Annotated in this window: 22 protein-coding genes and 4 pseudogenes; 14 read left to right on the forward strand and 12 right to left on the reverse strand. The window is 64.3% G+C overall.

Annotated features, from left to right (window positions below; genetic code table 11):
* Nucleotides 1-99: 99 nt before the first annotated feature.
* Nucleotides 100-1,298 (reverse strand): annotated as a pseudogene (locus AC5RWU_RS12650) (IS110 family RNA-guided transposase).
* A gap of 470 nt (nucleotides 1,299-1,768) precedes the next feature.
* Between AC5RWU_RS12650 and AC5RWU_RS12655 the strand changes: the two are divergent.
* The gene (locus tag AC5RWU_RS12655) at nucleotides 1,769-2,854 is read left to right on the forward strand and encodes an IS110 family RNA-guided transposase (protein ID WP_494031201.1); all 1,086 of its coding nucleotides are present in this window, start codon (nucleotides 1,769-1,771) and stop codon (nucleotides 2,852-2,854) included.
* A gap of 42 nt (nucleotides 2,855-2,896) precedes the next feature.
* On the opposite strand, the gene AC5RWU_RS12660 is transcribed toward AC5RWU_RS12655, so the two are convergent.
* From AC5RWU_RS12660 to AC5RWU_RS12685, 6 genes and pseudogenes are all read right to left on the reverse strand, one after another.
* On the reverse strand, nucleotides 2,897-4,039 hold the full coding sequence (locus AC5RWU_RS12660; protein ID WP_494031202.1) for an energy-coupling factor ABC transporter ATP-binding protein: 1,143 nt from the start codon (nucleotides 4,037-4,039) through the stop codon (nucleotides 2,897-2,899).
* Between the two features lie 5 nt (nucleotides 4,040-4,044).
* A pseudogene (locus AC5RWU_RS12665) lies at nucleotides 4,045-4,515 on the reverse strand (biotin transporter BioY).
* 267 nt (nucleotides 4,516-4,782) lie between these two features.
* Nucleotides 4,783-5,622, reverse strand: a complete 840-nt coding sequence (locus AC5RWU_RS12670) for a thioesterase family protein (protein WP_494031203.1) — start codon at nucleotides 5,620-5,622, stop codon at nucleotides 4,783-4,785.
* 315 nt (nucleotides 5,623-5,937) lie between these two features.
* Nucleotides 5,938-7,596, reverse strand: coding sequence for a flavin-containing monooxygenase (locus AC5RWU_RS12675; protein WP_494031204.1), 1,659 nt, complete (start codon nucleotides 7,594-7,596; stop codon nucleotides 5,938-5,940).
* 966 nt (nucleotides 7,597-8,562) lie between these two features.
* Nucleotides 8,563-10,059 (reverse strand): aldehyde dehydrogenase family protein, encoded by a 1,497-nt coding sequence (locus tag AC5RWU_RS12680; RefSeq protein WP_494031205.1) that lies wholly within the window; start codon nucleotides 10,057-10,059, stop codon nucleotides 8,563-8,565.
* 140 nt (nucleotides 10,060-10,199) lie between these two features.
* On the reverse strand, nucleotides 10,200-10,892 hold the full coding sequence (locus AC5RWU_RS12685) for a TetR-type transcription factor C-terminal domain-containing protein (protein ID WP_494031206.1): 693 nt from the start codon (nucleotides 10,890-10,892) through the stop codon (nucleotides 10,200-10,202).
* Nucleotides 10,893-11,067: 175 nt separating this feature from the next.
* On the opposite strand from AC5RWU_RS12685, the gene AC5RWU_RS12690 reads away from it, so the two are divergent.
* From AC5RWU_RS12690 to AC5RWU_RS12715, 6 genes and pseudogenes are all read left to right on the forward strand, one after another.
* Nucleotides 11,068-11,937, forward strand: a complete 870-nt coding sequence (locus tag AC5RWU_RS12690; RefSeq protein WP_494031207.1) for a cyclase family protein — start codon at nucleotides 11,068-11,070, stop codon at nucleotides 11,935-11,937.
* Nucleotides 11,938-13,107 (forward strand): thiolase family protein, encoded by a 1,170-nt coding sequence (locus AC5RWU_RS12695; RefSeq protein ID WP_494031208.1) that lies wholly within the window; start codon nucleotides 11,938-11,940, stop codon nucleotides 13,105-13,107.
* Nucleotides 13,100-13,492 (forward strand): Zn-ribbon domain-containing OB-fold protein, encoded by a 393-nt coding sequence (locus tag AC5RWU_RS12700; RefSeq protein WP_494037012.1) that lies wholly within the window; start codon nucleotides 13,100-13,102, stop codon nucleotides 13,490-13,492. Before AC5RWU_RS12695 ends, AC5RWU_RS12700 begins: the two co-directional genes overlap by 8 nt.
* 68 nt (nucleotides 13,493-13,560) lie before the next feature.
* Nucleotides 13,561-13,803 (forward strand): annotated as a pseudogene (locus tag AC5RWU_RS12705) (transposase); the annotation flags it as partial.
* Between the two features lie 40 nt (nucleotides 13,804-13,843).
* Nucleotides 13,844-14,029 carry a transposase gene (locus AC5RWU_RS12710; protein ID WP_494031254.1) on the forward strand — a complete coding sequence of 62 codons (186 nt, stop codon included), beginning with the start codon at nucleotides 13,844-13,846 and terminating at the stop codon, nucleotides 14,027-14,029.
* 28 nt (nucleotides 14,030-14,057) lie between these two features.
* Nucleotides 14,058-14,237, forward strand: coding sequence for a hypothetical protein (locus AC5RWU_RS12715; protein WP_494031209.1), 180 nt, complete (start codon nucleotides 14,058-14,060; stop codon nucleotides 14,235-14,237).
* A gap of 143 nt (nucleotides 14,238-14,380) precedes the next feature.
* On the opposite strand, the gene AC5RWU_RS12720 is transcribed toward AC5RWU_RS12715, so the two are convergent.
* Both AC5RWU_RS12720 and AC5RWU_RS12725 read right to left on the reverse strand, forming a co-directional pair.
* Nucleotides 14,381-15,058 (reverse strand): PaaI family thioesterase, encoded by a 678-nt coding sequence (locus AC5RWU_RS12720; protein WP_494031210.1) that lies wholly within the window; start codon nucleotides 15,056-15,058, stop codon nucleotides 14,381-14,383.
* A gap of 1 nt (nucleotide 15,059) precedes the next feature.
* Entirely contained in the window at nucleotides 15,060-16,265 is a 1,206-nt protein-coding gene (locus AC5RWU_RS12725) for a phenylacetate--CoA ligase family protein (protein WP_494031211.1), read from the reverse strand.
* A 445-nt stretch (nucleotides 16,266-16,710) separates the two neighbouring features.
* Here AC5RWU_RS12725 and AC5RWU_RS12730 point away from each other — a divergent pair, with 445 nt between their 5' ends.
* The 4 genes from AC5RWU_RS12730 to AC5RWU_RS12745 are packed head-to-tail and all read left to right on the forward strand — an operon-like array spanning nucleotide 16,711 to nucleotide 20,194.
* Nucleotides 16,711-17,124: an AtuA-related protein gene (locus AC5RWU_RS12730; RefSeq protein ID WP_494031212.1), complete on the forward strand. Its 414-nt coding sequence runs from the start codon at nucleotides 16,711-16,713 to the stop codon at nucleotides 17,122-17,124.
* Entirely contained in the window at nucleotides 17,121-18,488 is a 1,368-nt protein-coding gene (locus AC5RWU_RS12735; RefSeq protein ID WP_494031213.1) for an acyclic terpene utilization AtuA family protein, read from the forward strand. The genes AC5RWU_RS12730 and AC5RWU_RS12735 overlap by 4 nt, the downstream gene beginning before the upstream one ends.
* Nucleotides 18,481-19,257, forward strand: a complete 777-nt coding sequence (locus tag AC5RWU_RS12740) for an enoyl-CoA hydratase/isomerase family protein (RefSeq protein WP_494031214.1) — start codon at nucleotides 18,481-18,483, stop codon at nucleotides 19,255-19,257. Before AC5RWU_RS12735 ends, AC5RWU_RS12740 begins: the two co-directional genes overlap by 8 nt.
* 4 nt (nucleotides 19,258-19,261) lie before the next feature.
* Nucleotides 19,262-20,194 carry a phosphate acyltransferase gene (locus AC5RWU_RS12745; RefSeq protein ID WP_494037013.1) on the forward strand — a complete coding sequence of 311 codons (933 nt, stop codon included), beginning with the start codon at nucleotides 19,262-19,264 and terminating at the stop codon, nucleotides 20,192-20,194.
* A 77-nt stretch (nucleotides 20,195-20,271) separates the two neighbouring features.
* Here AC5RWU_RS12745 and AC5RWU_RS12750 read toward each other — a convergent pair whose 3' ends face one another.
* Nucleotides 20,272-20,649 (reverse strand): ATP-binding protein, encoded by a 378-nt coding sequence (locus tag AC5RWU_RS12750; RefSeq protein WP_494031215.1) that lies wholly within the window; start codon nucleotides 20,647-20,649, stop codon nucleotides 20,272-20,274.
* Nucleotides 20,650-20,786: 137 nt separating this feature from the next.
* Nucleotides 20,787-20,882, reverse strand: a pseudogene (locus AC5RWU_RS12755) (hypothetical protein); the annotation flags it as partial.
* A gap of 349 nt (nucleotides 20,883-21,231) precedes the next feature.
* Between AC5RWU_RS12755 and AC5RWU_RS12760 the strand changes: the two are divergent.
* The 3 genes from AC5RWU_RS12760 to AC5RWU_RS12770 are packed head-to-tail and all read left to right on the forward strand — an operon-like array spanning nucleotide 21,232 to nucleotide 22,646.
* Nucleotides 21,232-21,396: a hypothetical protein gene (locus tag AC5RWU_RS12760; RefSeq protein WP_494031216.1), complete on the forward strand. Its 165-nt coding sequence runs from the start codon at nucleotides 21,232-21,234 to the stop codon at nucleotides 21,394-21,396.
* Nucleotides 21,389-21,781 carry an IS110 family transposase gene (locus AC5RWU_RS12765; protein WP_494031256.1) on the forward strand — a complete coding sequence of 131 codons (393 nt, stop codon included), beginning with the start codon at nucleotides 21,389-21,391 and terminating at the stop codon, nucleotides 21,779-21,781. Before AC5RWU_RS12760 ends, AC5RWU_RS12765 begins: the two co-directional genes overlap by 8 nt.
* A complete protein-coding gene (locus tag AC5RWU_RS12770) occupies nucleotides 21,762-22,646 on the forward strand; it encodes a transposase (RefSeq protein ID WP_494031217.1) in 885 nt (294 codons plus the stop codon). Before AC5RWU_RS12765 ends, AC5RWU_RS12770 begins: the two co-directional genes overlap by 20 nt.
* Nucleotides 22,647-22,893: 247 nt before the next feature.
* On the opposite strand, the gene AC5RWU_RS12775 is transcribed toward AC5RWU_RS12770, so the two are convergent.
* Entirely contained in the window at nucleotides 22,894-24,255 is a 1,362-nt protein-coding gene (locus tag AC5RWU_RS12775; protein ID WP_494031218.1) for an MFS transporter, read from the reverse strand.
* Nucleotides 24,256-24,446: the final 191 nt, after the last annotated feature.

The raw sequence follows: 24,446 nt of genomic DNA on the forward strand, positions 1-24,446 counted from the left end.
TCAAGCGACGGGGGCGCTTTTCTTTGCCGCGGTGGTCGGGGGTTTTGGGCAGCGGGTTCCGGCCGGCCGGCGTGGGCCGCCGGCTGGGTGCCTGTCTTCTTAGGCCGCCTGGGTCTGGGGCGCCTCGTAAAGCGCGCCGTCGCGCAGCATGGCGAACAGGACGTCGCAGCGGCGTCTGGCGAGGGCGATCAGGGCCTGGTTGTGCCGTTTGCCCTCGGCTCTTTTGCGGTCGTAGTAGGCCCGGGAGACGGGGTCTTTCAGAGCCGCGAACGCGGAGAGGAACAGGGCGCGTTTGAGGATCTTGTTGCCCTTTTTGGAGGGGTGGTCGCCGCGGATCGAGGTTCCCGAGCGCCACGTGACCGGGGAGAGCCCGGAGTAGGATCCCAGGTGGCCTGCGGTCTTGAATTCCTTGCCGGCAACCTCGGTGATGATCCGGGCTGCCGTCCTGACGCCGACCGCCGGCAGGGACGTCAGGAGTTCGTGAAGAGGGTGGGCCTCCACGATTTTCTCCACCTGCGCCAGGATCTGGGCCCTGGAGGTGCGCAGCTGGGCCAGCTGGGCCGCGAGCTGGGGCAGCACGATGCCGGCGGCACCGGTGCCGGAGACGACGACACTTTGCTGGTCCAGGGCGGTGAAGATTTCCGCGGCCCAGCGTTTGCCGGCACGCGGAGCGAACCTGGTCAGTAACGCGGCGACCCGGGTCTGCCCTGCCCGGCGCAGGGCCTCGGGGGTCGGGTATTTCCGGAGCAGTTCGGCCATCGCGGGATGGTCCAGATGCGGGCCGATGACCCGTTCCAGGGCCGGATGGATCGCAGGTGAAGGCCGCGGATCCGGTTCGAGGCGGCGGTGGCCTGCTTGGCCAGGTCGTCGTCGAAGCCGCAGAGCATCGACAGTTCCACGGCCTGTTCGTCGGCGACGGCGATCGAGCGCAGCGTATGCGGCATGCTGCGGGCGGCTTCGGCGATGATGTAGGCGTCGCGGGCATCGGTTTTGGCCTCACCGGGGTGCAGGTCCGCGATCCGGCGCATGGCCAGACCCGGCAGGTAGCCGACCAGGATGCCGGCTGCCCGGGCCACGGCAACGGGCAGCGCGCCGATAGTGGCGGGCTGGTCCACGACCAGCAGCAGCGTCCCGTGTTTGGCCAGCTTGTCGATGATCGCCCGCAGTCTCGCCTCATCCTGCGGCAGTGCCTTATCGAGCAGTTTCCTGCCGGTCTTGTCCAGGGCCACCGCGTGGTGGCTGGTCTTGCCGACGTCGACGCCGATGAAGACATCGACCGTTTCGTGGTCCTTGATCATGCATAGCCTCCAGAAGTCCGGTCCGTTCTGACAGCGCTGGCATGTCCTGCGGCCCCAGAGCTCGGCATCCACGTTACGGCCGGCCTCCGCGGTGAAGTCTGCGGCTGGTCTGGTCCCCATTAGCGATCCCCTGGCGCCTATCGGACCCCGGTGACAACACCCCCCTGTGAGTCTTGATGTGGCTGGTCCGGGACCGGCTGACAGGGTAGGTACTGGCCGCCTCTTCTTGGCTGTGGCTCAGCACCCCCTCGGCCCGTTGGAGGGCCTTGGATCCGAATTGCCCGGTTTTGGAGATGGCGGCCGGCGCCTGCTCGGCCCACACCGACGGCTTGATCAGAAGAATGCCCAGCCCTGATTCGGGGCCGTGGCCCATCACAGGAGTGCCTCGGAGTGACCTCCGCCCGGGTGACGCCGGCCGTACCGCGGCCAGAAGGATCTACCCGTTCGCGAGGAAGGAACCCCGGATCACGATGACCACTGTTGCCCACAACTGCCCCTTCGTCATCGGCGTGGACACGCACGCCCGCACCCACACCTATGCTGTGCTTACTGCCAAGGGCGAGCATCTGGGCACCGAGCGGTTCCCCAACACGCACGCAGGCAGATCCCGTGCAATCGCGTGGGCAGCTCGCCGCACGGGAGGCGACCTCGGAGCTCTCTGGGTCATCGAAGGAACCGGCAGTTACGGCGCGCTGCTGGCCGGCACCGTCATGCGATCCGGCTACCGGGTCGTGGAGGCACCCAGGGTCAGGGCGTACGCGACGGCCCGGCGCGGTGCCGGGAAATCTGATCCGCTGGACGCGGCCGCGATCGCTGCCGCAACACTGCCGCTCGAGGAATCCCAGCTGCGCATCCCTCGCCAGGACGACGGCGTACGGGCCGCATTGCGCGTCCTCGTAGCCGCCAGGGAACAGATGTCGGTGGAGCGCACCGCGAAGGTCAATGCCCTCATGGCCCTCCTGCGCAGCGTCGACGTGGGCGTCGACGCCCGCAGGCCCTTAACGGACAGCCAGTTCATCGAGATCTCCCACTGGCGCAGGCGTGAAGAGGAGCTGGCTAAAGCGACCGCCCGCGCGGAGGCCGTCCGTCTCGCCAAGCGCATCATTGTCCTCGACGCCGAACTAAAGGATAACGAGACACGTACCACCGAGCTTCTAGGAGCCAGTCCCGCAGCAGCCTTGCTGGAGGAGACCGGGGTCGGCCCGATCACTGCTGCAGTGGTCTACACCGCATGGTCCCATCTGGGCCGGGTCCGTTCCGAGGCCGCGTTCGCCGCCCTCGCCGGCGTAAATCCCATCCCCGCCTCGTCAGGGAACACGGTCAGGCACCGGCTCAACCGCGGCGGCGACAGGCGCCTGAACAGCGCACTGCACCTGGCGACCGTCGTCAGGATGGTCCATGATCCGGCAACCCATTCCTATGCCGAGCGCAGGAAGGCCGAAGGCAAGACCTCGCGTGAGATCCGCCGCTGTCTCAAGCGTTACCTCGCCCGACGCCTCTACCGCACACTCAATGCACATCACGCCGACGCGATCACGCTTCCGCGGCTCGCTTGACGGATATAGAAGATTCGGATCATGGACGACTGGGGGAACGGATCATGCCGGGGCCGACAGGCCAGCAACCCCGATTCTTGCTCGTTCCGGGGCTATAAGAAAGGTAACGGGGACAGCGGCACGGGCCCCCAGACGCCCGAGGCCCAGCGAGCCACGCCGGCGAACAGCAGCAGCGGCCAGCCGCGCCGCCAGGGGGGCCAGGAATTCGCCCGCGAGCCCGGCCAGCCGGTACAGACCCCACACCCCGAGCACCGCCACGCCGATCACCACGGGCTCGCGCCAGGCCACCAGGACCACGCTCAGCACCAGCAGCATCGCGTACTTCGCCCCCAGCGGGACCCGGTGGACGGGCGAGGTTCCCGGCCGGTGGTCGAGCAGGTTCACCGCATGCCCCCGTCCCGCCGCGCCCGGGCGCGCCGGGCCAGCACGTCTCGGCGGTACCACGCCACGGCGGTCCGGTCCGTCGGCGTCGTGGACGACGCGCCCCCCGGCCATGACGAGGCAACGGCCCGCGCGCGCGGCGAACTCGAGGTCGTGGGTGGTGTACACCAGTTGCCGGCACCGGCCCGTCCCCGGCAGGGAGAGCAGCAGATCCTGGACCTCCAGGGTCCAGTCCAAGTCCAGCAGGGGCGTCGGCTCGTCGGCGACGAGCAGCGCCGGGTCGGTGGCGAGCACGGTGGCCAGGGCCAGGCGCTGGCGCTGCCCGCCGGAGAGGTCGTAGATGCTGCGGTGCGCCAAGCCCGCCAGGCCGTGCTGCGCCAGCAGGTCCTCGGCGGCCCGCCGCCGGACGCGACGGTTATGGATGGTCCGGCGCAGGGACAGCTCCATGTCCTCGCCCGCCGTGGGCATGACCAGCTGCACCAGCGGGTCGGTGAACATGAACCCGGTCCGGGACCGCACCTCGTTCGTGCGCTCCACGGTGTCCAGCCCGTGCACCGTCACGGACCCGGCGCAAGGCTGGACCAGCCCGTTGAGCAGCCTCACGAAGGTGGACTTGCCCGAGCCGTTGGCGCCGACCACCAGTTCGGTGATCGTGACGTGCACGGGGCCCAGGACCCGCAGCGTACCGGGCACGGCCCCGGTGTCCTGCCCGGGCGCAGGGGCGGAACCGGGGAGGTCGACGACGGCGCCGCGCACCTCGATGACCGGGGCCGGCTCCTGGGTCCCGTTGCCCGCGGTGAGCACGTCGCTCAGAACCGGCGCAGGGCCAGGGTGGGGAAGGCCCGGATCACGGTGGCGGCGACCGCCGTGGCCATGACGTTCTTGATGACGTCACCGGGCCAGAAGACCATGTCGGCGGCGATGCCGGTGGCCAGGTCCAGCTCCAGGGCGAACATCATGCCGGCAATGCCCATCGGGTGGGTGAAGACGAAGGAGACCACCATGGCGCACAGGAACACCAGGGCTCACCAGCCGAAGCCCATCCGCCCGTTGCCGCGGGCCGCGGCGGCCCGGCCGCGGCGCAGCACCAGGGAGGACAGGGCGCCGGTCAGCCCGGCGGCCAGCGGGAAGGCGAGCAGGTAGCCCGCCGAGGGCCCGGCCAGCACGCCGATCCCGGCGTTGAATCCGGAGAACACCGGCAGGCCGGCCAGCCCGGCCACGAGGTAGAGCAGGACCGCCAGGAAGCCCAGGCGCGCTCCGAGGATCAGGCCGGTGAGCATCACGGCGAAGGTCTGCAGGGTGATCGGCACGCCGAAGCCGCCGACCGGGATGGGGGGAGCATGGAGCAGATCGCGATGAGGGCCGCGAAGACACCGGCGAGGGCGATCTGCGTGGGCACGGCCAGGGGCTTGCGCTGCACGCTCGGGACTGCTTGGCTCATGATTCTGCTCCTAACGTGCCGGACGGGACGGGCTTTATGTGAGGACTTGATGGGTTCCCCCCGCCTCGGCGGACGAAGGGCTTCGGACGTGAGACTTCTCTGCACATCATGGAGTTACGCGGCTGGGCATCGGCTGACGGGTCTTTGGGTTCGCCCGGTGCTTCGGATTGGCCAGCGCCGTGACCAGAGACATGCCGAAGACTCCTTCTGCGTCATAGAGCATGGCACTACCCACGCTCAGACCTTCGGATTCGATTCGGGACGATGCCGAGAGGCCCATCCGCAGGTCTTCTGGTAGACGCGCCATTGTCAGCGTGACATCCGCATTAATGTGTGCCAGTCCGAAATCGCCCCAATTCGAAATGACGTTGGACACGTCACCCATACAGGCCACGGTCTGAAATGCCGTTATTTTTTCCCCTTCGACAATCGGTATGGGGAAATGCCACGACTGCCGGCGGACTGGCTCATGAGCGGCGTCGACAGAGGTGACCCAGCCCCGCCCCTCCTCAAAGTAAATCCGATCATCGTTGTCTTCGGGGAGCAGTTCTGCGGGGGGAGGCTCAATCTGCGGAATTTGGCTCCACACCTGGCCGGCAGGAGTCTTTGACGGGCGAAGAAACAGGGTAGAGGAACGGGCTACCGTCTTGCCGGCTTGCTCAAAGAAGGCGTCGATTAACATCAGCCTCCGTCCCTTACGGATCACCGCGGTGTGCACCACGGACGGGACGGAGTGCGGCGGGTGGAAAAGGTCAAGGGTGAAACGAGTGGGGCGCAGCTCACTGGCGCAGAGGCCGAGGAACGCTTGCTCCGTGCCACGGGCCAGCGCTCCGCTCACAGCCATCCCACGTAGCAGGTCATTCCCCCACCCGCTCTCGGCCGCCTGCGTCGGAATGAGCCTTTCTCCGTGCGCGGATGCCTCAGTCGTGAAGAATGCGACTTTCACTTTGATGTCCTTAATTCACCGGGTCTTCGCACCGATGCAGTCAGACCGCGATGGCCTGGCCACGCCGATGTACAACGTGATGATGCGTGCTCCCTGCTCAGGCGGGCGCCAAGCACTCGGGAGCCGACCGCCTCAGTGAGTTCGAGGGGGTCGATGTCCGAGCAAGAGAGATCGGTCTCAGGAAAGGGCCGGTCCGCGATGTAGCCCAGCCGGCCTCGTTCATGAGGTGAGCGGCGACTGTCCTGGCGCCTACGGTGGGGCGGGACCAGGTAAGTGTCACTTGCCCGCACCCATCAGCAGGTTCAAGTAGCCTCGTCAGACAGCGGCCGGAACCTCAGCTCTGCTGAGTTCGAAGCTGGGGTATCCGGCCGCCTGTTCGTCCGCGAGTAGGCTACGGTAGCGTACGGCGCCGCCTGTATAAATCATCTGCCGAGGCCGGTCGTCTCGATTGAGATTGATGTTGTGGCCGTTGAACCAGGATTTGGTCTTGGTCATCAACACCTTGTCGTTCACCTCAGCCACGTGGTCAAGCCACGCCTGTTCAGCCTTTTTGGTGGGCTCAACCCGGGTGATGCTATTTTCGATAAGGAACTCAGCGAAGTCGGTCATCCACCCGACGATGTCCTCGATGCCGCGGGGGAAGTTGGCTGCAGCCGAGCCTGACTGCGGTCCGACGCAGATGAGAAGGTTGGGGAAACCTGCAGTCTGCACGCCCAGAGTTGTGCTGGGTCCATTAGCCCATTTCTCCTTGAGCCGGACGCCACCGCTGCCGACGAAATCGATCCGGTCGAACGCGCCTGTCACGGCATCGAAGCCGGTTGCGAACACGATCACGTCGAGTTCGATGTCACGAGGTCCGTTCTCGGTCTGGATCCTGAGGCCCGTTTCAGTCACCTCGGTGATCGGATTCTTCCCGACACTGATGAGTTCGACGTTGTCCTGGTTGTAGACCTCGTAGTACCGGGTTTCGAGTGGGACGCGCTTGGTTCCGAAGCCATGATCAGTGGGGATCAGCATGTCGGCGGTTCGCGGATCCGTGACGCGTTCGCGGATTTTCCCGGCGACGAACTCGGAGAGCTCAGCATTCGCCGCTGCATCCATCATCGTGTCCCGGTAGTTCCCCAGCCAGATCCCGAAACCAGGGGAGTCATAGAGCTCGTTCCACAGGGCGAGTCGCTCCTCGCGGCTGACATCCGTAGTCTTCTCACGCAACGGTCGATGAATGAAGCCGTTGGGGGAGTTGAAGCAGGACTGGAAGATCTCGTCGTACTTCGAGCGGATGTCATCCATGTCCTGTTGGGACAGTGGACCGTTGTGCAACGGGGCGCACCAGTTTGGGTTCCGCTGGAAAACGGTCAGCGAGTCGACGTCCTTGGCGATGGTGGAAATCACCTGGACACCGGTGGAGCCGGTTCCGATCACGCCGACCCGCTTGCCAGCGACGTCGATTCCCTCCGACGGCCAGTAGAACGTGTGGACCGTTTCGCCTTTGAACTTCTCCAGGTGGGGCAGTCGCGGCGCTGTCGGCACGGAGAGCATTCCCATGGCGGTCATAAGGAACCGGGTTGAGATGGTCCGACCATCCTCGGTTACGACGTCCCATGTTGATTGGTCGTCGTTGAAGCGGGCACTTATGACCTTGGTGCTGAACTGGATGTCCTCACGAAGCGAGAACTTGTCCGCCACGTAGTTGACATAGCTCAACACTTCCGGTTGCGGAGCGAATCGTTCGGTCCAGTTCCACTCCGCGAGCAGTTCCTCGGAGAAGGAATACCCGTAGGTATAGCTCTCCGAGTCGAAACGGCAACCGGGATAACGGTTGCGGTACCAGGTGCCACCGACGTTTCCGTTCATCTCGAGGGCTGTCACCCGAACACCGAGCTGGCGGAGGCGGTACAGCTGGTACAGACCGCACATGCCGGCGCCAATGATCACGAAGTCGTAGTCCGTCTGGATAGCTTCATTCGTCTGCATGCTAATCAACATATCTGTTGATGAGCATGCCGTCAACACTAGTGTTGACAGATTTTACGTAACCGCGCATGGACGTGTCGCCGCCCTCTCCATCCCGCCCCACGTACACGTCGAATGCCCCTAGCTGCCGGATCACCTCGACGGCGACGCAATGCCGGGTCAGTCCACGCCGACCTCGCCCGTCGCTGTTGCGGTCTCTGGGCGTGCCTGCGAGGTTCCGGCGCGCTCTGTCGTGGTGTGGCAGTTCGGCCCGAGACTGTCGTGGCTTAGAGTCCGGTCTCCAATTTAGGTTTAGGCAGGGTGCAATCCTTGTCTGACCGGGATGTGGTCGGATAACACGGTCCTGTCGGTGCAAGGTCGATGCGGCCGAAGCGACTTCTGGACGATGCCTCGGTGGATGAGACCTGGTGTAAAGCGTCCGGTCTCCGGGGTCGAAAGTGTAGGTGGGGCGGGCTTCGTGGGGAGTCCCTGCTGGGTGAGGCAGGGATCGTTCACCCGCGGGGTCAATCCGGCACCGGCGCCGCTGGCTCGTAAGGGCGGATCTTCAAGCAGCCCCACCCGAAGCGGCTGTCGACCGTGGCGTGGACGAAGGGCAAAGCCGCTCCCGCGCCCATGGACGTGCTCGCGGTGGCCAGGGGTGCACCACCTCACGGTAGGAGATCCGGGCGGGCTCTTCCACGTCGATGTGCCCCGCCGAACTCGGACGGGCCGGCTGGTGAGCAGTTCGCACTGCAACGGTGGCGCCGAGGCCGCCCTGGCGATGAAAGACCGCATCGCAGGCGTAGCCGACGATGAACCGCGGTGAATTAATGCCTGACAGGCGGGACGCCAGGCCCACCATTCCCGACCTGACCATCCAATTGTTGGCGCGGAAGGTGAGAGGCTCCGGGTTCGAACTGAGGGCTAGACAGCCCAGCTCGAACCCGGAGCCTCTCACCTTCCTCGAAGGGATCCGCGCCGGTGGCGTCAAGCGTTGAGGAAGCTCCCGCCGCTTGGCAGCAGCATCTGCTTGATATCCGTGAACTCCAGGATGCCTTCGAGCCCGCATTCGCGACCCCAGCCGGACTGCTTCACACCGCCAAAGGCGTGATTCAGCGACATGCCGGCCTGGTTGATGGCAACCGTCCCAGAGCGGATCCGACGACCGATGTCCGCCGCCTCCGCGGCATCGCTGGCGTAAACGGCCGCCGACAACCCAAAGATCGTGTCGTTGGCGATGCGGACCGCGTCATCAATGTCGTCGTAGGGGATCAAAGTAGTGATCGGACCGAAGACCTCTTCCTGGGCAATACGCATCCGATTGTCCACGTCGGTGAAGAGGGTCGGCTCGAAGTAATATCCGTGCTTCAGGTGAGCGGGACGCTTGCCGCCGTAGGCCAATGTCGCGCCATCTCGGAGTGCCACTTGGACGTAGTCCTCGGTGCGCGTGCGCGCACGCTCGACGGACAACGGGCCTAGATGCGTCTCGGGAGAGAGAGGATCGCCTAGGCGCCGACTCGACAGGAAATCCATGAACGCGTCCTGGACTTCGCGGTAGCGGGAGCGTGGAGCCAGGATGCGCGAGAGCAACACGCAGACCTGACCCGTGCCGGCAGTGGCCCCATCGCCCAACGTCGACATCACCATGTCGAGGTCGGCGTCTTCAGTGATGATCGCGGGAGACTTTCCCCCAAGTTCCAGTACGGTTCGAGCGAACCGGTCCGACGTGCGCCGGATGACATCCTTCGCGATTGCCTGACTGCCGGTGACCGTCACCATGTCGATTCCGGGATGGGAGACGAGATGCTGTGTCACCTCCGTGGTCGTGGGCAAGAAGCTGATGACACCCTCCGGGAAGCCCGCCTCTGCGGCAGCATCGGCAATGAGGTGGGCACTGAGCTGGGACTCAGGGGCGTGTTTAACAATCACCGGGCACCCAGCGAGCAAGGCCGGGACGACCTTCATGCCGACGAGAGACACCGGCCCGTTGTAGGTGAGAACGGCGAGAACGGTGCCAACAGGCTCTCGACGCAGGGTCACGCCCCCGTCCGTGGATTCCCACGCGAGGTTGCGCGCTGCCTCGAGGGACGCGTTCCACGCCGCAGGAGCCGCGCCACCACCGAGCGCCTGCGAATAACCGATGGTCATGCCGGACTCTAGGACGACGGCCGGGACGATGCGCTCCAGGCGGCTTTCGATTGCTTGGCAGAATCGCTCCACGACAGCGATTCGTTCGGTGGCCGACATTCGTGGCCACGGTCCTTCGTCGAAGGCGCGGCGTGCCGCGGCCACAGCCTGATCGGCGTGCTCGATGGTAGGGGCTGACACTGTGGTCAGTGTCTGCTCAGTGGCAGGGTCGACGACATCAATCGTCGTTCCGGCGCCTGGGACCCAGTGCCCCCCGATGAAGACTCCGTCAGGGTGGGAAAGGTCAAACGCAATCTCGTGGCTAAACGTTTCGGTGTCCGACTTGGTGTCAAACATGGGGCTCCTTGCTTCGAACGACTAGATGGGCGGCGATGATGTCTCTGGCGCGCAGAAGCGGGCGGGTCGCCGTGACTTGTGTCACGCTCCGATCGTAGACATGCAGGGTTGGCTCGTCAACACTCACGTTGATTGAATGCTTAGTGAACTTCCGCTTTCCCCGTTGGCGATAAGCCGTGCAGAAGGATGCCGACGAAACCCTTGGCCACGTCATTCGCCGGGGTCGGTCCGTCCGGGCGGAACCAGCGGTGGCTCCAGCTGGTCATGCCGATCACGCCGTGGGCGATCACGCCGGCGGTCAGGCCGGAGCTGAGCGTTCCATCCTCGAGTCCCTGGGTGACGATGTTGCGCACGGCTTCGTAGTAAAGATCACCGAGCGCCGAAAGCTCCTGCCGCCATTCGTGCGAAACCGCTTTAGAGCTGCGGCCTTGACGCGCCGTGGGGCCGCGGCGACCGAAGTCCTCGGCGACGAAGATGTATAGGTGGGGGTAGTTCTCCGCGTAACTGCGCATGAGCAAGGTCACGGCTTTGGCAAGCTTCTCGGCGCCGGTACCCTCGCTGTCGCGAACGGCAAGAACCTCGTCGACATTCTTGCGCACCACCTCCTCTACGACTTGGCGGTACAACTCCTCCTTGGATGCCACGTAGTAGTAGAGGCTGGCCCGATCCAAGCCTGCGCGTTTGGCGATTTCGTTGAGTGAGGACCCGTCGAGTCCTTGCTCTCGAAAAGTCTCAGCCGCCGCCTTGAATAGCGCGGCCTTGCGGTCCTGGTAGACCGAGCTCTGATCCTCCGCTGCGGTCTTGCGTCGCCTGCTGATGTCACTGGCCAACATGGTCTCCTTTTCTGCCCCGGCACCTTGTAGTGCATCACGTTATCGGAGTGAGGATGTACTGGACGCGTAATCTGTCAACATGACTGTTGACAGATTACATGTTCGAGAGCCACCATGTGGTCAGAGGCGTGCCACCAGGCCCGCGACACAACAGGCTAAACGAGGAGCTGTTCACATGCCGACAAGACTGGCGGAAACCTCCGGGCGTGGGGCTCTGGCGTATATCGACGAAGCGGCCATCCAGCGCGCGATGGCTACTGTCAAGCGATTCGAAACGCTAAGCCTTGGCCTGCCTATCCGCCACGGCATGGGTCCGGTCGGCCCTCGTCGCCAGGCGCCGCAGCACTTTATGGTACGGGACGGGGGCGATGCTGCGATCGCGCCGGACACCATGAGTGCGCATGGGTTCTCCTTCAGTGATGATGTCCTGCTGATTCCGACGCACGGAACAACACATCTGGACGCGCTGTGCCATGTCTGGCAGGACGGCAAGATGTACGGGGATCTTCCGATGGAGCTCGTCACGAGCCGAGGTGCGAAACGGTTGGGTATCGAGGAAGCCGGCCCGGTGCTCACCAGGGTCTTAATCGTGGACGCGGTGCCGCGAGACCGGAAATGGCTCGACGTATCTGAGCCGGTTGACTTGCACTTCGTGCGGCAGCAGCTTTCCGACGCCGGCCTTACACCCGAACGCGGCGATGCGCTCTTCGTGAGAACCGGCTGGGTTGACGCCTGGACCGAAGGTGTTCAGGACCAGCGCGGTTGGGGTGGCTTAGACGTTGACGCCATCGAATGGGTCCTGGAGTGCGGCTTTTCCATCATTGGCGCCGACAACATCGGAGTTGAGATGTCCCCGGCTACCGACCCGACCTGTGCTGTCCCTTTGCACGTTGGCCTGTTGCGCGATCACGGCGTCTACTTCGCCGAACTGCTCAATCTCGAGCATTTCCGGGGCGGCCCTGCGGTTGCCGGAATGCTGATGATCGCTCCTCTGAACATCGTGGGTGCGACGGCCAGCCCCGTGGCGCCCATGGTGGTGATCTGAGTGACGTCTGACGTTGTCATCTCCGGCGTGGGGGAGGTGCACCCCGTTAGGTCATCCGGGCGGCGGGTCCACAGTTTGCTCCTGGAGGCGATCGACGCGGCGCTGGCCGACGCGGGGATTGACGCGGCACAGGTCGATGGGGTCGTGACCGAATCCAAACTCACTCCCGCGGCCTTGGCTGCGGACACCCTGTTGCCGACGATGGGGATGACGAACGTGCGATATCAGGGGCTCAGCAGTCCGGTCGGCGCCGGTATCCTCTTGGCCGTCGCTCAAGCACATGAGGTCGTCCGGTCAGGTCTGGCCAACCATGTCCTGACCTACTTCGGCGTGGACTGGGGATCCTTCGGTTCAGGCCCCACCGGAATCCACGGCGCGATGGACGCCAAACGGGAGGTGGAATACCCCGTCGGCTTCGGCGGCCCACAGCTCTACTTTGCGACCATGGCGACGAAATACGCCGACGATTACGGGTTGGATCGCACCGAACTGGCGACGATGCTCGGCGAGGTGGCTTGCTCGGCACGCCGCAACGCCATGGCCCATCCCTACGCCCAGTTGCGGCGGGAGATCGAGCTGGGGGAATTCCTGGCCGAGGACTATTTCGCGGAGCCGCTGCGCCGTTCGGATATCTCCTTGCTGAGCGACGGTGCGGTCGCGTTCGTCGTGTCTCGTGCGGGCGCCGTTGCACCTGAAAAGCGTACGGTGAGCCTTCAGGAATGGGCTCACCGGGTCCAGTCGATCCCGGACGAGGCCTTTTACACCCAAAGCCCGGACTTGCCGAAGTTCCCCGCGGCGACGGCGGTCGCTGACGCGGTCGAACGTGCGGTTGGTGCCCCATTGGCGGACGTGGACGTCCTCGAACTGTACGACTGCTTCACCGTCGCGACAGTGGTTCAACTTGAAGCACTGGGAATCGTGGACTTCGGCAAGGCCGCTGAACTCGTGTCTGGTGGAGGGCTCGACGTGACGGGGAACCGGCCAACCAATACACATGGTGGCCTCTTGGCGCATGGATATACGCTGGGAGCCTCCCATCTGGCAGAGGCAGTGGCGCAACTGCGCCATGACGCCCGGGGCCGCCAGGTGCCGGATGCCTCGACCGCGTTCGTCGGCGCCGGACCCGGTCGTCAGTACACAGGGCTCTACCTCCGGAGGAACGATGCTTGATAACGAGGACATCTACGCGGGATGGCGTAACGGTCTGGCGGCCGGACGGATCCGCGTTACCCGTTGCTCCTCGTGTGCTGCGGTGCAGTGGTATCCGTTGTTCCGGTGCCCGCAGTGTCGGGGTGAGATGTGGGAATGGGCTGACATGGACCCCGACGGGCGCGTCCACTCATGGTGCCGCGTGCATCGGGCAACCGTCGGAATCGACGGTCTATCGGCGCCCTACGTGCTGGCCCTCGTCGAGCTGTCCCAAGCGCCCGGAGTTCGGATCGTGGCCGTCGCACAAGATCCGGAGAACACGCCCTCCGTCGGTGATCGGGTACGCCTGACGATGCGTGACGTCGCCGGCGCCCCGAGACCCCACTTCGCCGCAGCAGCCCGCTAGCACAGTCTCAGCACGTGTTGGGAAAGCGGCCGTTTGGCTGCTGGGGTCGATGGGGTGAGCGTGGCTGTATGGCAGGTTCTTCCCCGCACCCGTATCCCTCGGACCTGACCGGCGAACAGTGCGAGCTGGTCGCGCCCTTGGTGCCGGTCCAGACCGGCGGCCGCCCGCCGGTTCATCCGCGCGGGCGGATCGTGGAGGCGATCCTGCACGTGGACCGGAGCGGGTGTGCGTGGCGGATGCTACCGCACGACTTCCCGCCCTGGGACACCGTGTACCGGTGCTTCCAGCGCCGGAACGCGGACGGCACCACCGAGGTGATCCACGACGCGCTGCGTTCTGCCGCTCGGGCCGCTGCCGGGCGGGACCCGGAGGCCACGGCTCAGGATCGTGGACTCCCAATCCGTCAAGGGCGCCGACACCGTCGGGGCGGACTCGCGCGGGTACGACACCGGGAAAAAGACCGACGGGCGCAAGCGCCACCTCGTCACCGACACGATCGGCCTGCTGGTCGCAGTGCTGGTCACCGCGGCCAGCTAAGCAGGACCGCGACGGCGGGCGCCTAGTCTTGGACAATGCCCGGGCGAAGGCGCCCTCCATCGCGTGTGTCTTCGCCGACGGCGGCTACGCCGGCAGGCTGGTGGGGACCGCCCGTGACCTGCTCGGGACCGCCCCGCAGATCGTGGCCAAAACCGCCGGCCAACACACCTTCGAGGTCCTGCCCCGGCGCTGCCGGTGCCTGTCCTAGGACTATGAACGGCTCCCCGAACACGCAGAGGCCATGGTCAGGTGGGCCATGATCGGGCTAATCGCCCAGCGCCTGGCACCCGCCCCGGGCAGAGGGTCCTGGCAATCCGCCAGGGCCGCCTGATCCGCTTTCCCAACACGTTCTCAGGGGGAACCATCGCGGAGGACAACGAAGAGCCCCTCGGCTTCCGCGGTGACCGTGCCGTCCGGGCCGACCAGCCGAGCAGACAGGAACCGCTTGCGGCCCTCCTCCCGGTCGACGGTCGCGTCGACGACGTAGTCGACGCCGGGCAGTGTCACGCTGCGGTAATCGGTGCGGAGATAGGCCGTCCTGGCGGGGGACTCCCGGTTCGTGTTTGAGAGCCGTCCGAGGATCTCGTCGAAAAGCAGCGGGATGATCCCGCCGTGAACGGCACCGCGTCCTCCGACGTGGGCAGCGGTGAAGGTGACGTTCGCACGGATTGCATATGTGGTCCACACGGTGATGTGCGAGGGCACCAGGGATGGATGGCCACGCCCAGGGAGGTCATGGCGTTGGCCGCTGTACCCCTGGCCAAGGGGAACACGGGCCGGTTCCAGGGCTTCGGCTACTTCCCTCAGCTTGCGGGCCGCGCCCGCAAGGGTAGCGGCATCGGCCCTGGACGTCGCCGTGATCTCCTGGACCTTGCGCAGCTCATCGAGTAACTGGGCATACTCGCCACCACCGCCCTCAAAGGTGAGGTCGGGATACCACGGATCGATGCGGATGTTCCGGCCCGAGTCTGGCGCGAGACCGAGGAATCGGTCGATGTCTGCGGGGCTGGCCGTCATGTTTTCGAGCACGTCATCCAACCTCGCGCCGATCTACCAGGAGACGGTCGCCCTCGATCGCCGGGACAAACTCGAAGCCACACCGGACTCGAAGGGCCTGGCTTACGTCATCGAGGATCGTGTTCCACTTGCTAGGTTCGGTGCCCTCGACCTGTAGCGTGAGGTCGTCACGGCCAGTCGTGCGGGTGACGATCAACTGGTACCGCGCGCTGAAATTGTGGCGGGCGAACACTGTCTTGACCGAGCCGGGGACGACGAACATGCCCTTAACCTTGGTGATGTCGCCGACCCGGCCAACGATGCGACCGATCCGCGGAGATGTTCGTCCGCAACCGCACGCGTCGGGGTTCAGCGTGTCGATCAGATCCCCGGTGCGGAGTCGGACGATCGGCAGAGCCCGCCGTTCGGGGTCCGTGACGACTAGCTCGGCCGGCCGGTCTGGAGACGCCTCAGAGGTGGGTTGTCCGGTGTGGGGGTCGATCAACTCGACGTAGACATCGTCGCGAATATGCATGCCCGGTTCGACGCCACATTCGACGGCCACTGGCCCGACGTCACCGGTCCCGTAGAACTCGCGCACTGTGACGCCGTATTCGTGCAGGATTCGCTCCTTCTCACGAGGATCATGAAGCTCGCCCATGACGATGGCCCGCTTGAGGGGCAACTGGCGACCTTGATCCCGGGCCGTGTCGAGGAGATGAACGAGGAAGGTCGGGAACGCGAGGATCGCGGTGACGCCGAGTTGCTCGATGATCTCGATGTGGCGCTGCGTGTCGCCCGAACCGCCCGGTACGACGGTAGCACCGATCTTCTCCAGGCCCTTGCCAAGGATCGAGCCGGCGATGACCCAGTTGTAGAGCGTCGTCTGGTCGACGACATCGGAAGAGGTGAATCCACCGGTCCGCATCGTATCGGCATATCGCTCGGCGATGGCGTCAATGTCCTGACTGGTGAGAGGAACGAACATCGGTCCGGGGGCGACGAAGCACCAAGCGATCTCTTCCTTCTCGACGGCTAACCGGTCCCCGTAAGGGCGGCCCGGTTCGACTGCTTCAATCAGGATCTCCTTGCTAAGCAAGGGGACCGATGCCCACGTGTCAGCGGTGATCTCGAGGCCTGCAAACTCGCGTTTATACGCCGGAGCATCCTGGGCCAACGTCGCCACCTCGAACGCTCGTTTGGGGGAACGCTGGTTGAGAAACTGGGGGTTCTTGCTCATCGATTCGCCGCGCTTTCAAGAGGAGTTTAGGATTTGTCTCATAGACTGCCATTCTTGCAGACACTCCGTCAACGATAGTGTTGAAAATCGTTCCCGCGGCCGCGCGCTCGGCCTTGTACTCTCTGCTTTTATGGGCCACCTTCGCTCAGCATCCTCCGGAGGCGTACTCATGGGCCCGGTCAAGTCTGGTTGCGGCATGGTCCCGTCCCGCCCGCCATTCAAGGCTGCAGCCGTGCGTTGCTTCTATTCCTCACCCTGCCCCTGTTGTGCGCTGGCGGCCTCGATGGCCTTCATGGGCGCGGGGCAATCGGCTGCATTCGAAACCTTCCCTGGGCCACAGTGCTAGGCGTTTTCATACCTGCCGCGCACGCTGCCGAAGGGTCCTGTGTCGAATTTATCAACTAAAGTGTTGACAAGCGAAGCGGTGTGGGCCTAGGTTCGTGGCATGACCGTTACTAAGGATTCCGCGACCGTGGATGTGCCGCTGTACCGCATCGCTCAAGGGCGCTCCGGCGACAAGGGTGACACGTCGGACATCACGGTGTTTTTCACGAGCCGCGAACTATACGACCTAGTGGGCCCACAGCTGACCGAGTCCGTGGTGCAGGAATTTCTTTCACCGCTCGTTCATGGAGGGGTGCAGCGATACCAGCTGCCAAAGCTGTTCGCCTTGAAGTTCGTTTGTCACAAGGCGCTCGGTGGCGGTGGTTCCAGCAGCCTGCGCAGTGACAATCTCGGCAAGTCGATGGCCTCAGCGCTGCTGCGTTGGGTTGCCCGTGACGTGCCGGCCGACCTCGCGACGGCGAGCCCCTTGTTTGACGGCCCGACCGCAAACCACGATGAACAGGAGCAACGATGAGTTCCCAGGTGCGACTTGCAGCAGGGCAGGCCTTCTATGGAGATGCGTCCAGGCCCGCGCATCGAACTTTGGAGTCGACCGAGGTCGACTTCATGGCCTTCGATGCGCTTGCCGAGCTGACACTGGCGATCCTGTCCAAAGACAGGAGCCGAAACCCCGAGTCTGGCTTCGCCCGCGACATGCCGCTGCTGTTCAGTTCCCTGTTGCCCCTGGCACGAAAGTCTGGTGCGACCCTGCTGAGCAATGGCGGAGGCCTCAACCCTCTGGCTGCTGCGCGGGCCGTCGTTGACCGCTGTGCGGCCGAAGGGCATGGAGACGTGGTTGTCAATGCACTGACGGGTGACGACGTCCTCGATAAGCTGAATGAGTGGCATGCGGCCGGTGTGGAGCTGTCGGACCGCGACAGTGGCCAACGGTACGAGGACCTGCCCGCCAAACCGATGTTCGCCAACGTTTATCTCGGCGCCGAATCCGTCAACCTGGCCCTGCAGGAACCGGCCGACTTCGTGGTCACGGGCCGCGTCACGGACACGTCCCTCTACCTGGCGCCGCTGATTTCACGTGGGATCATCGATTCCTGCGATCCGAACCAAGTGGCCCGGGGCATCCTGGTGGGCCACCTCCTCGAATGCGGCGGCCAGGCATCCGGTGGGAACTTCAGCGGTGACTGGTGGAACGTTCCGCGCCTCGAGGACATCGGCTATCCCATGGCCGAGGTCGACGCCCACAAGATCGTTGTCACTAAGCCACCGACGACCGGTGGCCGGGTTAGCAGAGCGACCCTGCAAGAGCAGCTGTACTACGAGATCCACGACCCCACGACCTACCTGACTCCGGATGTGACGGCTGACTTCTCCGAAGTAGACCTCATCGAGGTCGGCCAGGATCGCGTTGAGGTCACCGGAGTCAAGGGGCGGCCCGCCCCGGATACACTCAAGATGACGGCAGGGCTCGCTGATGGTTACCTCGCGACCGTGTCGCTGCCGTTCGCGTTCCCCTACGCCCTGTCGAAGGCGGAGCGAGCTGCTGACATCCTGCTCAAGCAGGCCAAAATTGAGCAGATTCCGGTGCGCGAAAGCCATGTGGAGTTCGTTGGCGTGAACTCCCTGCACGGCGGCATGGCCACGGTCCCCTCGGCAGACCAGAATGAGGTCATCATGCGGGTATCAATCCGCACCGATTCGCGCGAGGCCGCCACAGCGTTCACCAAGCTCCTGCCTCCACTGGCGATCAACACCTACCCGTTCGTCGGCGGCCTGCGCGGCGGTTCCGTCGTGAGCCAGGTGTTGCACGAGTGGAGCGTCCTGGTCCCGCGAGACCTCGTCTTGCCGGATGTTCGAGTCACGCGGGTGATCCATGAGTGAGCAGGCCGCGCCGCTCGTCCTTGCGGAAAAAAATGGCCACACGGTCGTTCTGACTCTGAACCAGCCGAAGCGTAAAAACCCGCTCAGCGATGAAGCGATCCGAGCGCTTACGGCCGAACTGCAGTCCGAAGGCGTGCGGTCGGCGGGCCTGGTGGTGCTGAGAGGAGCCGGCGGCGCCTTCAGTGCCGGTGGTGACATTGCGCAGTTCCACGACTCCTTGACCGACGTCGCCTCCGAGCAATTCCACGGCACCACGGAGTTCCGGGACATGCTGGCGGCACTCGAAGCTGTGGAGGCAATTACGATCGCCGCCGTCGAGGGTCTCGCCCTCGGTGGCGGCTGTGGCCTGACCGCCGCCTGCGACTTCGCCTTCGCGGCCGATTCGGCGAAATTTGGGTGTCCGGAGATCAAGCTGGGCGCCTTTCCGATGCTGATCGCGCCAGCATTAGTCCGGGCCATCGGACCACGTGCCACTCTGGCCCTTTCGGTCATGGGGAACCCCATCGGCGCTGCAGAGGCTCAAGCCATTGGCCTGGTGCAGAACGTGGTGCCTTCCGTCGAGTTCGAAGACTTCATCACCGGGTTCCTTGAGTCGGCCAACGCTGTTCCGGCTGATGTGTTGCGGTGGGGCAAGATGGCGATCCGCTCAGCGATGACCTCCGATTATCGCGGTGGCCTCGAAACGGGCTCGTCGCTTCGCGCGCTGCTCTTCGCTTCCCCGGCCTTTCATGGAGGAGTCACGAACTTCATCAATCGCAAACAGGGGTGAACAGGTGCGCACGTTCGAGTCAGTAGAAGAGCTTATTCGGAGTGGCCCGCCAGGGCGTGCCGTGGTCGTTGAGCCGTATGCCCGCGAGGCGGTCGAGGCCATCGTTGACGAAGTCCGCGAGTTCGGAAGCTCGGCCTACCTTGTTGGAGATGAATCCCGCATTCGGAGCGAATTGAACGCGCTTCACGCCGCGAGCCTAGATATTGAGGTTATCGCCTCAAGGAATTCAGCGCATGCGGTGGCCACCGCCGTGGGGCTGGTCAAGGAGGGCTGCGCAGACTTCGTCGTCAAGGGTTCCCTCGCGACTGCCACGCTCCTGCAGGGGATGCTCGGGCGCGATCGACTGGGTACCGGGCGGGTCGCCAGTCACCTCTATGTGATTGAAGCGCCCGCCTACCGTGGTCGCATGATCGCGATCACCGACGCCGGCGTCAACATCCATCCTGACCTAGCGACGAAAGCCGACATTATCCGGAACTCGATCGATGCACTGCGCCTTCTGGGCATCGACATTCCGAAGGTTGCCGTCCTTAGCGCGGTTGAACTGGTGAAGCCTGAACTGCCGAGTGCCACTGACGCTGCTCTCTTGGCAGTTATGGGGCGTCGCGGGCAGCTCGGTCGGCTCGAGATTGACGGTCCGTTGTCGATCGATGCGGCGATGCTGCCCGCGGCTGCACGGGATAAGTCATTGACCGGGGCCGTAGCCGGACGGGCCGACCTTCTGGTCGCACCGGAGATCAATGCCGCGAACATGACCAGTAAGGCTCTCATCGGCGAGACAGGACGTGCCATGGGCGTCATCCTGGGTACGCAGGTCCCTATTGCCTTACCGAGCCGAGGGGATTCACTCGAGACCCGCAGGCTTAGCTTAGGTCTGGTCTCGTATTTGGCCCTGCAGTCTGCGGAGCGGATACCGATGGACGCAGCAGTGCGCTAGTTCTGGCTCCGAGAAATCATCGGTGGCCCTGATTTCCTAGCGGAATCCGATGTGTTAACGCCAACCGAAAATTAGGGCTATTTCTGCCAACTGAAAATGGGGCTACTTGTGTGCTGTTCTATTGTGCCGGAGGTCTGGCGCTGGTTGGCGGAGGCGACGGTGGGGTCACCGAAGACTTCGTCCCACCGGCTGAAGGCCAGGTTGTGGGTCAGGACCAGCGATGCGTATTCGTATCTGGGCGAGACGCGTTGGAAGAATAGGTTCGCCGAGTCCCGGTCGAACGGGATGTATACGACCTCGTCGACGATCAGCAGCTCGTAGCGGCCGAGTTTGGCCAGTAGTTTCTGGGGCAGGCGGCCGCGTCCGTGGGCCTCGGCCAGGCGGGCGACCCATCCGGGGGCGGTGTCAAACAGGACCCGGTGCCCTGCGCGGGCAGCCTTGATCCCGATCCCCACGGCCGAGGTGAGCCTTGCCTGTGCCGATAGGCCCGAGCAGCACGACGTTCTTGGCTTCCTCGAGGAAGACCCCCGGTGCCTAGGTGCGCCACGAGGTTCGCGTCGGCGGCCGATTGGTGGTCGAAGTTGAAATCTTCGATCGTATTGGCTCCCGGGAAGCGGGCGGCCCGGATCCGTAGGGCCACTCTGGAGGCCTCGCGTTCGGCGACCTCGTGCCTTAGGACGGGGGCCAGGTATTCCTCGTGGGATCAGGCCGCGTCCCGGGCCCGGTCGCTTAGACAATATGAGGTGAGATCCCCGGTTCGGGCATTCTGCCCGCCGGGATGGCCATTATCGCCGGGCGGTCCCGCGGCGCCTGCTTGACAGGCAGCGTCCGGTGTGGTTGGAATGCGGCGCCGCGGGTCCTGAATCCCGGCGGTGATGTCCATCTGTCCGGACGGGCAGGAAGCGGGTATGAAGTATCAGGGCCGGGGCCTTTGTGTCACGGGTTCCGTGGGTTGCCATTGATCTGGCCCGTTGGCTTGGCCGGTCGGTCGGGGCTGCAATGGTAGTGCCACACGTGAGGCTTGGGAGGTCCCGGCTATGATCGAGCATACTTTCATCGGCCTGGATGTTCACGCGGTGAACATTGTCGGCTGCGCGTTCACCCCGGGAACCGGGGAAATCGTGCGGCAGACCATGGCCGCAGACCCGGGCGGTGCTGGCCTGGACGCGCCGCTTCGATCCGCCGGTCAAGGCCGTGTATGAGTCCGGTCCGGGCGGGTACGTCTTGGCCCGGTTCCTGCAGGATGCCGGCGTCAACTGTGTGGTTGCCGCGTCCTCGAAGCTGCTGCATGCTCCCGGGGACCGGGTGAAGACCGACCGGCGGGACGCATGGGTCCTGGCGGAGATGCTCGCGGTTGGCGCCGTCACCGAGGTGCGCATCCCGGATGCTGCAACCGAGGCGCTGCGGGATCTGTCCTTAGCTGCGCGCGGCCGCGGCCCGGGACCTGGCCCATGCCCGCCAGTATGTCAATGCGATCCTGCTGCGCCACGTCCTCCGCTACCCGAGCCAGAACAGGTGGACCCAGGAACATACCGGGTGGCTGCACCGGCAGCGCTTCGAGGACCCGGTGCTGCAGTTCGCCTATGAGGCCGACGTTGAGCAGGCGGAACTGCTCGCCGCACGCCTGCGGCGCATCGACCGGCAGGTGACCGCAACGGCGGCGCAGTGCCGGTACGCGGCGGTGATCAATGCGCTGATGTGCCTGCGCGGCATCCAGACCACCGCCGGGTTCGGGCCCGCGGTTGAGATCGGGGACTGGACCCGCTTCACCGGCTCCTCCATCGGCTCCTACCTGGGGCTGGTGCCCAGCGAGCAGTCCTCCGGGCAGTCCCGGCACCAGGGATCGATCACCAAAGCCGGGTCCACCTACGCCCGCAGACTGCTGGTTGAAGCGGCCTGGCAGCACCCCCGCCCCTACTCACGCCCCGGCGTACGGCTGCTGCGGCAGCTGGACCTGGTTGACCCGGCCACCCGGATCCGGGCCCTGAAAGGCAACCGGCGGCTGCACCGGAAATGGGAGCACTTCGACGCCCGCAGGAAAATGTCCGTCAAGGACGGTTTGCTCCTGGGCACCGAAAAGCGCGCCGATGCGGCCCTGCGGGACCTGGCCCCGACCGTGTGGCGGACCCGCCCGGCCGGTGACGGGTCCAAGGGAATCCGCGACTATGCGTGGGCCCGGGTGCGGATCAACGGCGCCGAAGACGGGAAGGCCGAGCATTGGCTGCTGGCCCGCCGGTCCCTGGCCAGCCCTTCCGAGATCGCCTACTTCCTCTGCATACGCCCAAACGCACCGCCCTGGCCGACATGGCCCGGATCGCCGGGATCCGCTGGGCCGTCGAGGAAACCTTCCAGACCGCCAAGGGCCAGGCCGGACTCGATCACTACCAGGTCCGCCAATACACCGGATGGTACCGGCACATCACCCTGGCCATGCTCGCCCACGCCTTCCTGACCGCTGTGAAGGCCAAAAAGGGGGCGCCGGAACCGGGCCGGAAGGCCTCATAGGCCTCTCCCTGCCCGAAATCCGTCACCTGGTCACCCGCCTCGCCTGGGCCTTCATTCCCCACCCCGACCACGTCCTGACCCGCTCCCACTGGCGCCGAAAACGCCAACACAACGCCCAAAGACACCACTACAGAAAACGGCAAAGCAGAAAATAAACGCGACTGTAGTACTAGCCGCAAGTGGATTGCCGCAATTTACTGGGGGAGCGTTGAGTGTGCTGTTTCTTTCAAGAAGAGTGCGGTTACAAATCCAACGCTGGCGGCAATTACCAGTAGTAGGGCGGGAACCATATTGCTTCCCGTGGTGGTGGCTAGAAACTCCGCAAGGAAGGGCGTGCTTCCTCCAAAGACAGCGGCTCCGAAGCCGGTAGAGATTGCGGTGCCACGGTATCGAACTGTCGTCGTGAACAGCTCCATCTGCGCCGGTAGCAGCATGGCTGCTCCAAGGGCAGCCGGGAATACCAAGATCAGCTGACCCAAAACAGCGAAGAGGAATGTCCCGTGAGCGATCAGCAGGAACGCCGGGTAGGCAATAACTCCGAAGCTGATCGTCGACGCCAGGAGTGTCTTCTTCCGCCCTATGCGATCGCATACCCTGCCTGCAATGGGAAGCAGACAGAACAATGCGGTTGCATAGATCCCAGTTGCAATGAGCGCGAGTTCGCGCGGAAGCTCAACATGGCCGGTCAAATAAGTCGGAAGATAGCTGATCAGAACGTAGAACGCAGTGGAATTCATTGCCATCACGCCGATGGCAAGAAGCACTAGACGAATGTACGCAGCGGGAGAGGAATCTGAGCCAGAAGGGGCGCGATCCCTTGAGGCAGAGGATTCGAGAAATCTGCGCTGCTTTTCCTCTTGCGCTGCGATGAACTGCGGAGTCTCAGACACTCTCGTGCGGATGTAGTAACCGATCAACCCCAACGGTGCCGCGATCAGGAAAGGAATGCGCCAGCCCCAACTCGCCATCGATTCATCGCTCAGTGCCGTGTTCAGGAAGTAGGCCAGGGCCATGCCGGCGACCATAGCTGCTACGGTCCCGCCTTGAATCCAGCTCATGTTGGTAGCGCGCTTCCCGTCCGCCGAGTGCTCGGCGACGAATGCCCCGGCGCCCGCGATCTCTCCGCCTGCGGATAGACCCTGGACAAAGCGCAGGAGGAGCAGGGATATCGGTGCGGCTATTCCGATCGCGGAATAGGTGGGAAGCAGACCGATGGTTACGGTGGCGACCGACATCGTAATCAGAATCCATGCAAGAGTCCGTCGCCGGCCCCATTTGTCCCCGAGCCATCCGCAGATCACACCTCCGATGGGGCGGGCAAAGAAGGCCAGGCCGAAGATGGCGAAGGTCGACAGGAGGCCAACGGTGGGGTCATCGGCAGGAAAGAACGTCGAGGCGACAACTGTCGCGAAGAAGCCATACACCGCAAGGTCGAAGTATTCGACGAACGTTCCTATGGAGCCCGCCAGGATCACTCGCTTCAGGCTGCCAGGCCGTTCGTCCTGATTTCGTTCTGTTGAATGAAGTGATGATGTGGATGTGTTTGATGTAGCCATAATCGCCTTTCATGGAACGCTCCATTGCGCCAGTCCAGTTGGAAGGGAATGCCACCTAGAGACCATGTTGAATCGCAGGCGAGGTCTAATGCAGACCGTTGTTCCCTCAGGCAGGGCAGGGATAGTATCGTCTGCCGCCGCCTTCACTGGATGCTATAGAGCCTCACCTCGACGTGTCAACAGTAGTGTTG

Source organism: Arthrobacter sp. B0427-1-12, assembly GCF_059092905.1.

Bases quoted from the DNA above. Each gene is read 5' to 3' on its own strand.
- AC5RWU_RS12655 (WP_494031201.1), top strand. From the start codon at position 1,769: ATGACCACTGTTGCCCACAACTGCCCCTTCGTCATCGGCGTGGACACG.
- AC5RWU_RS12675 (WP_494031204.1), bottom strand. From the start codon at position 7,596: ATGCAGACGAATGAAGCTATCCAGACGGACTACGACTTCGTGATCATT.
- AC5RWU_RS12680 (WP_494031205.1), bottom strand. From the start codon at position 10,059: ATGTTTGACACCAAGTCGGACACCGAAACGTTTAGCCACGAGATTGCG.
- AC5RWU_RS12685 (WP_494031206.1), bottom strand. From the start codon at position 10,892: ATGTTGGCCAGTGACATCAGCAGGCGACGCAAGACCGCAGCGGAGGAT.
- AC5RWU_RS12690 (WP_494031207.1), top strand. From the start codon at position 11,068: ATGCCGACAAGACTGGCGGAAACCTCCGGGCGTGGGGCTCTGGCGTAT.
- AC5RWU_RS12700 (WP_494037012.1), top strand. From the start codon at position 13,100: ATGCTTGATAACGAGGACATCTACGCGGGATGGCGTAACGGTCTGGCG.
- AC5RWU_RS12725 (WP_494031211.1), bottom strand. From the start codon at position 16,265: ATGAGCAAGAACCCCCAGTTTCTCAACCAGCGTTCCCCCAAACGAGCG.
- AC5RWU_RS12730 (WP_494031212.1), top strand. From the start codon at position 16,711: ATGACCGTTACTAAGGATTCCGCGACCGTGGATGTGCCGCTGTACCGC.
- AC5RWU_RS12735 (WP_494031213.1), top strand. From the start codon at position 17,121: ATGAGTTCCCAGGTGCGACTTGCAGCAGGGCAGGCCTTCTATGGAGAT.
- AC5RWU_RS12740 (WP_494031214.1), top strand. From the start codon at position 18,481: ATGAGTGAGCAGGCCGCGCCGCTCGTCCTTGCGGAAAAAAATGGCCAC.
- AC5RWU_RS12760 (WP_494031216.1), top strand. From the start codon at position 21,232: ATGATCGAGCATACTTTCATCGGCCTGGATGTTCACGCGGTGAACATT.
- AC5RWU_RS12775 (WP_494031218.1), bottom strand. From the start codon at position 24,255: ATGGCTACATCAAACACATCCACATCATCACTTCATTCAACAGAACGA.